Origin of the sequence: Trinickia sp. (genome assembly GCF_051961175.1) — a bacterium.
In the GTDB taxonomy this organism is placed as follows: domain Bacteria; phylum Pseudomonadota; class Gammaproteobacteria; order Burkholderiales; family Burkholderiaceae; genus Trinickia.
Genome location: NZ_JBQCDN010000224.1, coordinates 1 through 14,349 on the forward strand (window position 1 = coordinate 1; position 14,349 = coordinate 14,349).

General features: G+C 62.5%; 12 protein-coding genes. 2 read left to right on the plus strand and 10 right to left on the minus strand.

Annotated elements, in window-relative coordinates; genetic code table 11:
• The 3 genes from ACTHL0_RS13380 to ACTHL0_RS13390 all read right to left on the minus strand — a co-directional run.
• Positions 1-790 (minus strand): hypothetical protein (locus tag ACTHL0_RS13380; protein ID WP_440567229.1); only part of this gene is annotated, 790 nt, incomplete at its 3' end.
• A gap of 35 nt (positions 791-825) precedes the next feature.
• The gene (locus ACTHL0_RS13385) at positions 826-1,773 is read right to left on the minus strand and encodes a CHAP domain-containing protein (RefSeq protein WP_440567230.1); all 948 of its coding nucleotides are present in this window, start codon (positions 1,771-1,773) and stop codon (positions 826-828) included.
• A 43-nt stretch (positions 1,774-1,816) separates the two neighbouring features.
• Positions 1,817-2,095 carry a hypothetical protein gene (locus ACTHL0_RS13390; protein WP_440567231.1) on the minus strand — a complete coding sequence of 93 codons (279 nt, stop codon included), beginning with the start codon at positions 2,093-2,095 and terminating at the stop codon, positions 1,817-1,819.
• Between the two features lie 414 nt (positions 2,096-2,509).
• Between ACTHL0_RS13390 and ACTHL0_RS13395 the strand changes: the two genes are divergently transcribed.
• Positions 2,510-3,151, plus strand: coding sequence for a DUF3455 domain-containing protein (locus tag ACTHL0_RS13395; protein ID WP_440567232.1), 642 nt, complete (start codon positions 2,510-2,512; stop codon positions 3,149-3,151).
• Here ACTHL0_RS13395 and menD read toward each other — a convergent pair.
• Together menD and ACTHL0_RS13405 are read right to left on the minus strand one after the other, a co-directional pair.
• A complete protein-coding gene (menD, locus tag ACTHL0_RS13400) occupies positions 3,120-4,982 on the minus strand; it encodes a 2-succinyl-5-enolpyruvyl-6-hydroxy-3-cyclohexene-1-carboxylic-acid synthase (RefSeq protein WP_440567233.1) in 1,863 nt (620 codons plus the stop codon). The genes ACTHL0_RS13395 and menD overlap by 32 nt on opposite strands.
• Entirely contained in the window at positions 4,979-6,079 is a 1,101-nt protein-coding gene (locus ACTHL0_RS13405; RefSeq protein WP_440567234.1) for an aromatic ring-hydroxylating dioxygenase subunit alpha, read from the minus strand. Before ACTHL0_RS13405 ends, menD begins: the two co-directional genes overlap by 4 nt.
• A gap of 393 nt (positions 6,080-6,472) precedes the next feature.
• Between ACTHL0_RS13405 and ACTHL0_RS13410 the strand changes: the two genes are divergently transcribed.
• Positions 6,473-7,462 carry a winged helix-turn-helix domain-containing protein gene (locus ACTHL0_RS13410; protein WP_440567235.1) on the plus strand — a complete coding sequence of 330 codons (990 nt, stop codon included), beginning with the start codon at positions 6,473-6,475 and terminating at the stop codon, positions 7,460-7,462.
• Between the two features lie 31 nt (positions 7,463-7,493).
• On the opposite strand, the gene sctC is transcribed toward ACTHL0_RS13410, so the two are convergent.
• The 5 genes from sctC to sctT all read right to left on the minus strand — a co-directional run bounded on the left by sctC (position 7,494) and on the right by sctT (position 14,347).
• Positions 7,494-9,338, minus strand: coding sequence for a type III secretion system outer membrane ring subunit SctC (gene sctC / locus ACTHL0_RS13415; protein ID WP_440567236.1), 1,845 nt, complete (start codon positions 9,336-9,338; stop codon positions 7,494-7,496).
• 86 nt (positions 9,339-9,424) lie between these two features.
• Entirely contained in the window at positions 9,425-10,879 is a 1,455-nt protein-coding gene (locus tag ACTHL0_RS13420) for a helix-turn-helix transcriptional regulator (RefSeq protein ID WP_440567237.1), read from the minus strand.
• A 164-nt stretch (positions 10,880-11,043) separates the two neighbouring features.
• A complete protein-coding gene (locus tag ACTHL0_RS13425; RefSeq protein WP_440567238.1) occupies positions 11,044-11,343 on the minus strand; it encodes a hypothetical protein in 300 nt (99 codons plus the stop codon).
• A 13-nt stretch (positions 11,344-11,356) separates the two neighbouring features.
• A complete protein-coding gene (locus ACTHL0_RS13430) occupies positions 11,357-13,345 on the minus strand; it encodes a hypothetical protein (protein WP_440567239.1) in 1,989 nt (662 codons plus the stop codon).
• A 186-nt stretch (positions 13,346-13,531) separates the two neighbouring features.
• On the minus strand, positions 13,532-14,347 hold the full coding sequence (gene sctT, locus ACTHL0_RS13435) for a type III secretion system export apparatus subunit SctT (protein ID WP_440567240.1): 816 nt from the start codon (positions 14,345-14,347) through the stop codon (positions 13,532-13,534).
• Positions 14,348-14,349 lie beyond the last annotated feature (2 nt).

Consider the following 14,349-nt stretch of genomic DNA (forward strand, 5'->3'; position numbering starts at 1 on the left):
GCAACGTACTCACGAACTCCTTGTCACCCGTCCATTCGCCCACCCCAACGAACACGCCGGGGTTGTCGAGCATCGTCTGCTTCATGTAAGCGACCGTGCCGGGTTTGGACGGATCCACCCCCGTAAACGACATATCGGCGCGCGCAAGCCGTATGGCAAGTTCCGATGCCTTCCCGGCATCGCCGTTCTTTTTTGCTTTCAGGTAATCCGTGTACAAGCGCGCGTAGTCGCGACCGACACGGCGATCCATCTTCCCCGCGTGACGCATGATGAGCTTGGGCGCATTCACGCTGGAGTAGTGCGCTTCTCCGCAAAACTGCGGGATCGAGCCGTGCAGGTTAAGCGCCGTTTTCGGCGTGCGATCCTGAAGGTGCCGGAACGTAAACGGCCTGCGGAAATCGTAGCCGCGATCGTGGGTGTGGATATCGGCGATCACACGCTCCAATCCACCCGGGGTACGCACGCGTTCCTCCAACATGGGATCGAAGGCGGGCGCGGATCGCGCGGAGGCCAGCGCGCCCGTGCCCGGGTCCCGGCGGTGGGCAACATCGAGCAGTTTCTTGCCGAGCGTCTCGATCGCGGTACGGTTGCCGGGACGCAGGGCGGTCCTCGTCGCGTCCAGCGCGGCACGGCTCAGGCGCGGCTGGCGCGTGATGCCCACCAGTGCCGCATTGCTCGGGCTCGGGCTGGCATGGGTCCCGTCTGGCCGAGCACTCGATTCGCCGCCTTTTTGTAGATCGGGTCTATCTCCCGAGCCTCCGGAACGCGAAACCGGACTCGTCGAACTCATATTTCTCCCTGTTCCCAATGTGTCAGGCGAACGGTTTATGCGGACAGGATTTCGATGTTGCGTTGGGTACCCGTCCCACGGTCTTCGCAGACTGCTTGCGATCCATCGCTCAGAACGTTGTTCGAACCGACCAGTATCGGATTGCCGTTTTTATCGACACCTTCGACGATTTCCACGTGTTGGTCGCCGCCGACGATGCAGATATCGCCCTTCTTCGCTTGTCCTTTACTCACCTCGTGCCAACCGTCCTTGTTCAGCAGTTCGCTCTTGAGGGTGGACACGCTGTCCGTATGCTGCGACTGCGGAATCTCGCCGGATTTCACGAGACACGCCGACGCGAAATTTGCGCAGTCCTCGTGATTGGAAATACCGTGGTCCATCCGTACGTCCTGATTGGCCACGATCGAGTCCGCAGACCTGCCTTTCAATTTTTCGGCGATGTCCGCCGGGTTGCTTCCGTTGGCCAGAGTAACGTGCGGACCGCCGTGCCCCACGTTGCTACCGTTGTTACTGTTGTTACCGGTGCTTCCGTTGCTTTCGCCTTCTGCGTTCGATCCGCCTTGCGAGTCGCCCGACATCGCCTGCTCCATCCACCCGATCAAGGCGGAGAGGATCGGCAGCAACGCACTGATCAATCCGCTGCTCATCGAACTCCCCGCGGAACCCGTGCTCGAACTCCCGGTTGAATTAGCGGGCGGATCGATCTCCTCCCACTCCTTCTCCCATTGGGCAAAGTCGCCGTCGCCCTGTAAGACGGCGGGTGTTTCCTGAAACACTTCAGTCGTTTTGGTGAACGTCGCGGGAAGATATGAAATTGCGCTGTTTGACATGGCTTTCCCTGGGATGAAATAAACCTGCCGGCGCCCGATGAATCGCAGCAGTCCGTCGGCGTGGCACAAAAACGGACCGCGCTTACAGCTTGCTTGCAGTGAATGACGAGAAAGCGCGGCACCGGCTGCGCACCGGTATTCATGGGAACGCAATCTCCGAAACGCCGGGACGCAGCCGCGCGTAGACAGCCGCGTTCTAAGCGCTGTCGTCGCTGCCGCTGTCGCTATCGCTGTTGTCGTTCTGCTTCTTGAGCGCAGAAGCGAATCCGCTTTGCGCACCGCCCATCGCCGACGACATACTCATCGTCATCGAGAGCAGCGCACTATTGAGGGCGCCGTTCAGCGCACTCGAGTTCGCGTTGCTGTCCGATCCGCCAATGCCCAGCAACGACTCGGCGCCGCCAATGATCTGTGAGGTACCGGTCACGTCGCCGACGACGTTCAACGCACCGCTGACAAAGTCTCCGAATGACATGAAATTTTCCTCGCTGTAGTTAAGGAGCCCCGTTGCCGGGCCTCGTCTCCGGTGGTCCCTTGCTCCCTTGTGATCCCTTGTGCTCCGTCGTAGTCTGTCGCGGCTGTTATGCAACACGGACACGGCCCCAGGCCACGAATGATCCAATATGATGCCAACCGCGAAGACAAGCGCTGCGACCCACGCACCGGTGCATGGAGAAACGAAATCAAGCGCCGCAATAGGGCAATAGCGCACCAGGGCACTAGGGCACCAGCCTATCGGCGTCATTCCGAAATAACGGTATGCGCCTTCAAGGACGAACGCCATGCCATGCGCGAAGACACACGCAGTCACGCGAATGCCGGGCCTGACAGGTGCGAGTGCGTGTGTCACGATCCCATGTGACGTGTCCCCACTTACGCCCGGCTGATCATGAAACTACGCATCCTCTCCCCATTCGCTCGCCTGGCGAATCGAGCGGTACCGATCATGGTGCTCGCGAGCGCCTGCGCCGGCTGCGCGACCGCTCCTTCGGCACAACAGCGGGTTCCTCCTTCCAACGACACACTGCCCGCCTCGCTCCGGGCGACCCCGCAAGAAGTCCTGCAGGACGTACTGAACGCGGTAGGCGAGATGACATACGACTGCCGTAGCGATGGCAAGATGTTGTCCTGGACCCCGACGGGTTCGGAGGCGACACTGGTCGATCAGGCACGGCGCAGTGTCGGCACAGTCGCGCCCGGACACTACTTCATTGCCTACGACGGCAGCCAATTCGTCGGCTCGGTGGCCGGAGAGGAGATCGTGACCGCGGGCGCCTTGACATGGGAACGTCTCGTCAAGCGGGCGAGTGCCGACACGGACAAAGCGCGTGGCCGCTTCGGGACGGTCACGTCGGTACAGCGTGTCATGACCACGGGGGGACTGCCGCCGATCCCCACCTGCATGCAGCAGGGACAATCGCTGCTCGTGCCGTATACCGCCACTTACCTTTTCTATCGGGCCGCTCAAAGCGGCGCCGGCAGTGCGTCATCGGTTCCGCTCATCGACTTTGCGCACGAAGCGCACTCGTGAGCACGCCCAACTGTTCGAGCGCCGAATGAGCCGGTACATCGACTTCGACGATGGTCACGCCCTCGTGTTCGAGGCTCGCTTCAAGCGCTAGCCGGAGCGACGGCCGGTCCTGCGCGTGTAGATAGTTGAGCCCGAATCCGCGTGCAAGCGCGCCGAAATCGATCCGATACGGATTGCGGATCGCCCGCTCAAAGCCGGGCGCGGCCGATACCGGCAAAAAATCGAAGATCGCGCCGCCACGATTGTGGATGACGCAAATGCAAGCCGGCGTGGTCAATCGCTGTGCATTGCTCAGCGCAGGCAGATCGTGCAAAAACGCCTGATCTCCAATGACGAGCAGCCCGGTGTCGCCGCGCCCTAACACCTCGCCGCAAAACGTCGACAAGGTGCCGTCGATTCCCGAAACGCCACGACTCACGTAGCACGTTTGCAGTTCTTCGCGATTGTCATAGTGGATATCGGCATGCCGCACCGGCAGCGAGTTGCCGATGTGAACGAACGAGAAGCCGCGCGCCGCGAATATCTCGTGGGCGGCCGCTACCTCGCCCCACGGTAGCGCTTGCACCACCGCGTGTCGAACCGAGCGCCCGTGTTCGGCGAGCGATGCCCAGGTATCGCGCCACTCGCGGCTCGCGCAGGACGCTGCCACCGCATCGCGGCGCGTGCCCGCCACCTGCTCGATCAACGCATCGCCCAGTGCGGCAATGTCGTCAGGGGACGGGCCGATCAACACGTCGCGCGGATCGAGCGTCGGATGGAGATAGTCGCGCTTGCAAGCCCCGCGCGAAATCTTGATCGTCGGCGCCGGATGCGCACAGAGATACGCCAGTACGGCCGGGGAGACAGGTGCGAGACCAAAGCGAATGATCAATTCGGGCGGCCATTGCGCGAGCGGTGCGCCCTGCGCCATGACGTCGAAACCATTGATGACCAGGGCCCCATCGAGCGAATGTTCGGACAGGCCGGCACGCACGCCGCTCGCGGCATCGGCAAGAATCGGAAATCCGCTTGTGCGCGCCAGTTGCACGATCGTCTCGGGCGCGACTTCCGGGTCCGGGCCGGCCACGATCAGCCCCCGCAGGTACCCGCTACCGCCGGCACCGCGTCTCAACACGCGCGCGACGATCTGCTTCGGCGCTTCAGCAAAGTCTTGGCTGCGCCGCGCCGGCGAATCCCAGTGCATCGATGGCCCTTCCTGCAGCGCCGCCGCTTCGCGCGTCGGCACGCTGACTGGCGACGGCTCGCTCGAATCGAATACGCCCTCGAGCGGCACGTTCACGTGTACCGGCCCGCTCACGCATCCCGCCACGTGGTACGCCACATCCGCCTTCAACGTTGCGATCGCCGCGGGATCGTCGATCGGATCGGGCAAGTCGATCTGCTGGCGCACGAAGGCCCGGCATGCCCCGATGTGGTCGCACATCTGGCCGAATCCCGCGCCACGCAGATGGCGCGGCCGGTCGCAACTGAGCACGACGAGCGGAATATTGCACGCGTCGGCTTCGATCAGCGCGGGCACCAGGTTACCCACCGCGGAGCCCGACGTGGTGACGATGGCCACAGGTTCGCGGGTCGCCTTCGCCATTCCCAGTGCGACGAACGCACCGCTGCGCTCATCGACCGTGTTCACACGCTGAACCACGCGTGGATCGGCGTCGAAGAGAATGCAAAGCAGCGACGCGCGCGCGCCGCCGGACAGCACCACGCGTCTGATACCGAACTCGCACACCGCGCTCACGATGCAGCGTAGCCAGACCTCGTTCAGCGAGAGCGGCGGCGCCTCGGCACAGTCCCCGCGTTCCTTGCGCAGAAGCTGAGCGGTATCGCTCATGGCCCCACCTCTCTATCGGGGCGTCCCGCGACACCTCGCAATACGCCGGATAAATCCGTATCGAACGCTGCGCCATCGCTCGCAATCAGGCGTTCCATGATCCGTCGCGAGCGGATCGCGCCTGCATCGATCGACAGCATCACCGGGGCCATCGCCCAGAAATCGCGCGTGCCGATGGCCCGCTGCTGCGCCTCGAGCATCGGCAGGTCCTCGTCGCGGAATGGTGCCATCAAGCCTTCGACCGACGATTGGACAAGCGTCCGGCCTTCCTCGCCCATTTCGCGCGGCAGGCCGAGCGCAAAGAAGTAGTGGGTGCTGGATTCGGTCTCGGGCGTCAGCCAATGCGCGGACATCCCGACGCGAGTCGTTTCGGGCGGTGCGTCCGTTTCGCGCACGCGAACCATCACGGTCAACAGACCCGGCGGCTCCCAGCGCACATGCAGCTCGCGGTCAGCCCGCTTGCCGGGGCTCACGCCGAATCCCTGGGCGACGAACGGCTGAAGCAACTCCGCGCTGGCCTGGCGACATACCCATACCTTCTCTCCGTCGTCCGAGGATTGCAGTGTGCCTCGAGCCAGGGTGTCGCTGCCGAGCGTGTTCGGATGCAGGTACTGGAAGTGGCTGAGATCGAGCAGATTGTCAGCGCTCAATTGATAATTCGCGCCGGTGAGCAAATAGCCTTCACCGGTGAAGTATTGCTCGGGCTCCAGAAAACCGAATTCCCGCAGCGGCACCGCATCGGCCAGTTCCGGGTTGCCGGGCCAAATCCAGATGGCACCGTAACGCTCACGGGTGGGGTATCGCCGTACCCCTGCCGCGGAGGGTATTCTGCCGTCGCCGTGCGGATTGAAAATGCACTTTCCCGTCGACGCGAAGCGCAACCCGTGATACGGACACTCGAGCGCGCCGTCAACGACACGCCCGCGCGAGAGCGGAGCAAAACGATGCGGGCAGCGGTCATCGAGTGCGACCGCCGCGCCGCTCCCGTCGCGATACAGCACGACGGGCCGATCCAGCAGCATGCGAGAAAACGGCGACTGGGCGGTGACCTCTTTACTGAATGCGGCCACGTACCAAGCATTGTAAAGAAACGCCATAAAGTAATTCCGCGTCGACTACCGCGCCTATCGAAAAAGCGGTGCTACCGCATGGTTGAAAAATGTGGAGACGATGATACGGAGGCCGTGTACGAACACGTTCAACAATTCTCAGATCGGCTTTCCTACGGAATTCCGTAAATTACCTTTCGTCGGTTTCGCACTCTCAATTGCAAAGCTAACAAAAAGCTGAACGAAATAAATACTCGTTTCGTTGCCGCACGGGGCATGACTTTACCGATTTCACGCGTAGGGCCGAGTGCTACAAACGGTTACAAACATGATAGGGGCGCCCCTCCTACTATGCGGTCGTTCGCTCCGAACTCGATCGCCGAGTGACAGTGCTCTTCGCGCGCGAGTCCGTCCGGCGACGCGGGTTCACCTGGAGGACAAATGATGCTCGCCGTAATGACCACGAACACCGACTTGTTCAAGTTAATCTGCCAATGCCTCGAAGCGGAGGGCACACAGTGCAGCCGGTTTGACGACCATGTCGCGCTTGCGCGCGCGGTGTATCGCGACGATTACGGTGCCATCCTTGTCGATGCTGCCGCGGGCATCGACCCGACCCTTCCGGTTTTGGCCCGGCGTGCCTGCTATGCCGATCGCCGCGCCCCGCTCATTGTGGTGGGTGCACCCGATGATCTCGGCAGCATCACGCAATTGGTCGACGCGGGCGCCGACGACATCGTGCTCTCGCCCATCGATCCGCGCGAGTTGGCATTGCGTGTTCATGTCGCGTTGCGACGCTTTCAGCCTGCGCAGACCACCGATGCCGACAACTGCCTCGCATACGGCGCGTATCGACTCGACAGGCGTACATGCACCGTATCCGTCGCGGGCGAATCCATCCGGCTCACCACGCGTGAATTCGCGATCGCGTGGCTGCTCTTTTCGCGTCCCGGAGAATATGCAAGCCGCCGTCAGATTGCGGGCGCGGTATGGAGCAGTTCGGAAGATATCGTGGGACGTACGCTCGAGCAGCATATCTATAAGTTGCGCAAAAAACTCTATCTAAATGGCCAGCACGGTATCCATTTGCGCACCATGTATGCCCATGGTTATCGCGTCGAAATGGCGGAAGTGAAGGACGTGGAACCGGCGGTCCCGCCGTTGGTGCTCGAGCCAGCCCATGTCTCGCCCCCGACGCCGCGCCCTGAACAGGCGGCGCACGTGCCCGCAAGCTTGCGCGCCGTACACCCACCCGCGCACGCGGCCTGTACGGAGATCCATCCCGCTGATAGTGCGACCGCTCGCAACGCACCCTCCTGGCCCGATCCGGCCGCGGCCGCCGTCCGCGCCGTACGCAGCGCCGGCACGACGAAGGCCATGTGTCACACATGGCCCGATGTCTTGCGTTCGCCGTACCGGCGCGATAGTTGAACCGGGCGCCGCGCGCCCTTCATCGGAAGTGTCAGAACTCGATGATGCGCGGCGACAACAGGAATAGACGCTCCATATGGCTGTGCTGATCGTTTCGCGTGCGGAACAGCGCGCCGATCAGCGGAATCTTCGACAACCCAGGCACGCCGGTTTCGCCGTTCGTCGCGCTGTCGAGCCGGTAGCCGCCGATCAACAGACTTTCGCCCTGCCCCACAAACGCTTCGGTGTTGATCGTGCTCGTCGTGATGATGGGGATGTTGTCGACATTCTGGCCGGTCAGCGAGCCGTCCTCCACGTGGACGTTGAGCTTGATCTCCATCCGGCCGTTTTCCTCGACGACGAGCGGGAGCACGCGCAGCGAGACACCTGCGGACACGCTGTATAGATCGGCGGATGTGTAGCCCGACACGCGGACGAAAAAGCGCGTCTGGTTGTCCATCACCGCCTCGACGTTATCCAGCGTCGCGACTTTCGGACTTGCATCGATGCGTGCCAGATTGCTCTGCTGTAGCGCATCGATACGCGCCAGCAGATAGCGGCCCGCGTTGCCCAACACCGCGGTAAGGGAAGCACCCACCGGCGTCGTATCGATGACGGTCGTGCCGTCCGCCAGCGTCTGCGTGCCGAACGTCGGCTGAATGTTGCCGTTGTAGCCGTTTTGCTGGGTGGTGCCTGTGCCGGTCTGCAAATCGACGTGGCTGTTATGGGCGCGCCAGTCGACGCCGAGCTGCTTGAGCGCGTTATCGTCGATCTCGATGATGTGCGCTTCGATTTCGATCAATTTCGGCTTCACGTCGAGCTTATCGATCAGCGCCTGATATTGCCCCTCGCGTTGCGGCACATCGCGAATCAGCACGGAGTTCGTACGCGGATCGGCTTCGATCACAGGCAGCGATGGCGCACCGCCCCCTGACAGGTCGACGCCGGCCGTGCCGCCGCTGTCGGCACCGTAAAGACTGCCCGAAAGGCTCGATAGCATCGGCATGCCGGACGACGCGCTGCCCCCGGCCCCCATGCCGCTCAGCAGCCCGGACAGGCCCGGGCCGACGGTGCTCGTGCTCGGCATCGCGTGGGGCAACGGCGCGTTGACGTTGCCGTCGAGACCGTTCCCGGCCGTGCCGCCGCTGACATCCTGCATCGGCATGACGCGCTGCATGGCAGGCGCCGTGGCGCCGCGATAGTCGAAGCCGCTGCCGTTTCCGGGCGCGGCACCGCTTTTGTCCGCCGGATGGTACATGCCCGACAGTACGCTTGCGACGCCCGGCACGCTAACGTTCTTGCCGTCGATCTCGACTTTATGATCCGCCGCCCACGCGTGGTGCAGTTGAAACACGCGAATGACGGAGCCCGAGCGCTGCCCGGCGTTTTGATCGAGCCGCCTGGCGACATCCGACACAAGTTGCACATAAGGCGCCGGCCCGCTCACGAGCGCCGTGCTCTGGCCCGCGTCGTAGACGATGGGGAAACGTGTACTGTCGAGATGAAGCTGCGTCAGCGCGCTGCTCAGATCGTCCGTGCTGGCATGATCGAGTTTGATGACCTGACGCGTGACGCTATTGACATCGCTGATCGACAGCACAACGCCGTCATAGAACCAGACCAGCCCGAACGTCGACGAGAGCGTATCGAGAAACCGCTGGGGCGACATGTCGAAATGCCCCGTCACCGTTCCATGCACGTCGCTGGAGATCGTCGCGGGTACGCCCTGGCCGGCGGTAAAGTCACGCAATACCTCCTTCAGATCCTGCCCGTCCGCCACAACATGCACCCTATTGCCGTGCCAGTTGATCGGCGCCGCATCGGCAACGGTTGCCATTCCGGCCAACGAAAGGCACGCCGCCACCCAGGCTGCGCAGATGAGCCATTTGTGCTTCATTATTTCCCCGATCGAAAAATGAACCGCGACACCGACGCCGCGGCGTTGCAAATGAACCGGCCAGCGCGTATGCCGGAGTGCCGGGCTTATCGTTCCAGCGTTTCGGAAGGTGCTTCTTGAAACTGCCTGCGATAACAGCTGACGAGCGTCGAACGGTTATGCACGCCCCATTTGTTCGCCGTGTGCAGTACGTTGCGATCGCTCACGGAGGGGTCGTTCAGCAGTTCCGCTCGAATGCGCTCCATGCGCTGCCGTCGAATGAGTTCGGTCGGCGACAGGCCTAGAAAGTTTTTGAATGCGGTTTGCAACGCCCGCTCGGTCACGCCAACCTCGGCGGCCACTTCGCGCACCGACAGATCGCGGCGATCCAGATTCTCTTGCAGATACCGGTACGCGCGCCGGTATTTCGCCGGAAGCCGCGCGCCGACGTCGTCCAACTGCGGGGTGTTGCGTGGTGCGCGGTTCACGAACGGCGCAATCGCCAATGCGTCGTCGCGCAAACACTGTGTGGTAATCAACGCATAGCGGCTGTAGTACTGCATCGATTCGCGCGTGCGCCCCTGAGCCTGGCGCAGCTTGGCGACGCAGTACAAGTATTCGAGCTGGCGCCGGCCGGTGGCGCCGGCGTAGTCAGCACGATGCAACGGCTCCAGCAGCGTCTCGGCGAGTTGCGGGGCATCCAGCGCAAGTGTCGCGAGCACGACTTCGAGCCGGGTCGTATAAACGTACTCTTGCAACCCGGCGCGCTGTGCCCAGTTCAAATGCGCAATCACGCCCTCGATCGCCGTACGATCGCCGCGCGCGAGTTCGCGCAGGTGATGCAGGTACACGATCCGCTCACGCAGGAGCGGCGTTTCGACGCGCGCGGCCTGCGCCTCGTAAAGATCGGTGCTATCGCCGGCACCGGCAAGGCTCGATCCGCGCGCGTCCGCCATACCGGATCGCCAGTACACGTGATCGCCCAGCGGCTCGCAAGCGAGCAATTCGCGCCGTACCGCGAGATCCAGCCGCAGCGTCGCGAGCAGCTCGCGCCAGTGATGCACATTGCCATCGCTCGATGTTTCGACCAACTCCGCGAGTTCTGCGAGCGCATCGGACGCATCGCCCGATCGGCCGAGCTGGTGCAGCGTGCAAACGATGCCCAAGCGCGCTTCGAGTTGCTGTGAAAGATCGATTTCCTTTTCGTCGATCACCCGCGCAAAACACGAGAGCGACGTCGTGAGGCGATGACGAAAGAATGCCTGCCAGCCCGCGTTGCGGCACGATGCGGCACGAATGGCATGGCGCGGCGATCGAATCGCTTTCTGTGCGCGCCGATACTGTTCCTCCAATTCATCGCCAATGCCGGTCATCATCTCCATGTCCGCCCGCAGCTGCAGCAGCCATGGCAGGTCGTCGCTTCGATGGCCGTCTTCGGCCCAACGGCTGGCCTGTGTGCGTGCCGCACCGAAATGACCCTCGCGCAGCTTGTCGAGAAAACCGTCGGGCAGGCATCGCACCGTGAGTGCTGAGGCAAGCGAGAAATACGGGGCCGAAAACATCGCGCAACTCCTCGTGAATGTGCCAAGGCGCGCGACCGCTAGTGCCACTCACAAGGTGCAACCGATCGCGCTATCCTAATTTAGCGAAACGCGATTTGAATATCCCTCAACAAATCTGATTACCGCGGCGAAGTTGAGGAGAGTTGAGGATTAAGAGGCTGGCCTCATGCCCATTCTTCGACCAATCGACGATGAGCTGCGCGCGCATCCGCTTCCGTGGCATGCCGCACGCTCGCGAGGGGTTGTTGCGAGTCGACGTCGAACACCACCGTCTCGAACAACTCGGGCGTACCGGGCGAAGGCACGCTCTGATGCTGGACACCCAGCCAGATCGTTGAAATCCAGCGGCCGTTCGGTAGTGTGGTTTTCTCGATCTGCGCATAGCCGGCATCGCCCTGCAAAGCTCGCCAGGTTTCCACGTCCGTCGGTGTACCGTCGCGCAGGTAATAGGTATTGGTCATCATTGCCCTTTAACGTTCAACTCGCTGTGCCATCGGCCGAAGCGTCCGGCTCCATCGGCGCCAGTTTTACCAGTTTGCTGAAATCATGCTGCTTCACCTTCGGGATCAGATGCTGCGCGAGGAACTGCCGCGTCTTCCAGCCGAAAAACTCCAGGTACGAGGTATGGCCGGGACGCTGCAGTCCGGAAGACATCCCGACAAAGAATATGTCGTGCGCTTTCCCGTCGACATGCAAACGCGTGCAGAGCGCGCTTTCGTCGAATGCCGGATCGTCGCCATGCACCGGCACTTTCATCTCCGGCGCCAGCCCGGGAGCCAGCGTACCGAGAAAACTCGCGCTGCCGGATTTCATGCCCATCGCCAGTATCACGCGTCCGCTCGAAAGCGTGTCCACGCTGCCGTCCCGCTTGCGAACCGTCAGCGAAGACTGATTCCCGCCTTCCGCCGGAGAGATCGTTTCGAGCCGGCCGGGCTGCACCTGCACCAGGCCCTCGTCAAAATACGGTTTGAGATCCGAGTATGGGCCCCACAGTCCGTTATCGATGTCCTCACGATTCTTCGGTCCGATCCACACGATTTTGCGCTCGCCAAGCAACTCGCGCATCGACAGCCCGGCCCGCTCCGCCACCTCGCGAATGCGCAGCAGCGGCGTCTTCGACGAATCGCCCCAGCCGACGATCGTAATGTCGCCGTCCGACGCGCGCACGATGTCCAGAATGTGCTCGTCCGGCGCATCGACCGTGGCACGCAGCATGTCTTCGCTGTGCATCACGATCTGGCCGGGCAACGCGCGTTCCCTCAACGCTGTCAGCCGCTCGGTTTGCCGGTCAATATACGCCTTCGATGCCGTATCCCTCAACGGAACGCTCGGCCGCCCCAATCCGGTCGCATCGACGACGTAATCGGTCAGCACATGCACCGTTTGTCCCGATGCGTTGTCCCGCATCGTCACGCGATACCTTCCTTGCTTGTTTTTGACCTCTTCGATATGGGTCACGACCGTATTGACGAGCACCGGCGTTCCCTTTCTCGATGCCGCATACAGGCCGATCGCAGACGCGTCGCCGATATCGCCGGCCGTCGGATAGGGATCGGTATTCAGATCCTCGACCTGAACGGGACTGCCGTGCAGCGGATTTTGCGAGCGCATGGGATCGTCGAACGCCGCGTGAGTACTGCCCGCATAGCCCCCGCGCGTTTCGCTGTTCAGCAAGTGCATGCGGACAGAGCCGAAGTTGCCGTCGCCGCAACTGGACGCGTCGACCACCAGATTACCCGCCGCGACCCCGAACTCGTGCGCGCAATGGGCGATCGTCTGCCCTTGCGGCCCGCCGCCGATCGTGACCTGCGGAATGAAGACTTCCCGCTCGGCCAGGCGCGATCGGATGAGTTCGGACCGGTCACGCAGGTCGGCCCGTATCGCACGCATGAGCGGCGTACGAGTCGCTTCCGGCGCCGCCAACATCAGCATTTCGAGCCGCAAGAGCCTGTCTTCCGGACTACTCGCGCCCTTGGCCAGCGCCTCGGCCGAATAGTGGCGCAGCTTCGCGCCGGCTTCGCCGCTCAACGCCGGATCTTCCAGTACTCTGCTGCGCAGCACCCCGACGGCACTGTCCGGCAATGGCGCATCGAGCGTCAGCAGTCGCTTGACGTCGTCGTGACTGGACACGGGGTACCCGAGGCGGGAAAGCTCCGCGCCGAGGATATCGAACAACTCGCCCGCCGCCCCGCCCGCCGAAACGCCTGTCGTCGATGCATCCCTGCCACCGGCCGGTTCCGATACGCTTGGGGTACGCCCCGCCCGGGCGGAAAAACGTCGGCCGGCGGCACGCCCGGATACACCACGCAAGCCGTGCAGTTCAGTCGATCCTGGCCGCTCGGTGGCGTCGCCGGCCACGCCATCGGCGGCAGCGTCGGCTGGCGTACCGTCGCCGGCCGCCCCCTTTCCATGCACGGGACGCCCCCCTCCCGCGGAAGGCGAATGATTGGGTCCTGAGGTGCGCATGCCGCCCTCTCCTCCAAAGTGAATGTTCGCCATCTGCCAAAGGACGAAGGCAGCGCAGCGGCTGCTTCGGCACGATCGGAATGGCATGAGCGTGAACGATGCCATGCGATCGCGCCGCGAAGAAGGAACCGCGCGAACTGGTGCGCGAGGCACCGAAAGAACGCCTTCACCGGCGCAGCGGCGGCGCTATTTTTTAACGGCATGGGCCATCGATTTCACTTGCGCGCCAAGGCCCGTCAATACCAGCTGATCTCTCACCTGGCTGATAAAAATACCCACGAAAAGCGCCAGCATCAGCACCGTCAACGCCCCTTTGACCGGTTGCGCCAAGCTGATCAAATCCAGCTTCTCCGCGGACTTCGAAATGAATCCGAACGCGAAATCGACCAGTACGAGAATGAACAACATTGGCGCGGCGAGTTTTGCCGTGGTCTGCATGAGGGTATCGGTCTGGTGCAGCACGAAGCTTTCGAGCACGTTCGCCGCCACTGGCGTATTCGACGTCAGCGGCCACCATTCATAGGACTCGTACAGCACGCCGAGCAGAAACATCATGCCGCCAAGCGCCCAGAACGCCACCCCCGCCACCTGCGCCAGTAACGTACCGGTCGGTGTCGAATGGTCTTGATGCAAGGGGTTGACCATCTGCGCGTTGTTGTAACCGGTCAGATCGTCGACGTAGATCCCCGCCGCCTCCGCCACCCAAAATACCGTCGAGGCAGCGAAGCCGAGCACCAGGCCGATCACCGCCTCTCTGACGACGATCTCCACCAGTGCCAGATTCGACAGCGACGTCATCAACGAAGCAGGCTGGCCATAAGCGATGAACGAACCGAACAACAACACGATGCCGTTGCGCACGACGCCCTGCAACACGCTGTCGGACGTCGGTGGAAAGATGAACAGCATCACGTAAAGCCGCATCGAACAGAGTCCGAGCACCGTGAACGCCTGCGTCAGCGTAATACCGAGTTGCGATAACGTCGTCAGCGCATCTTGCATTT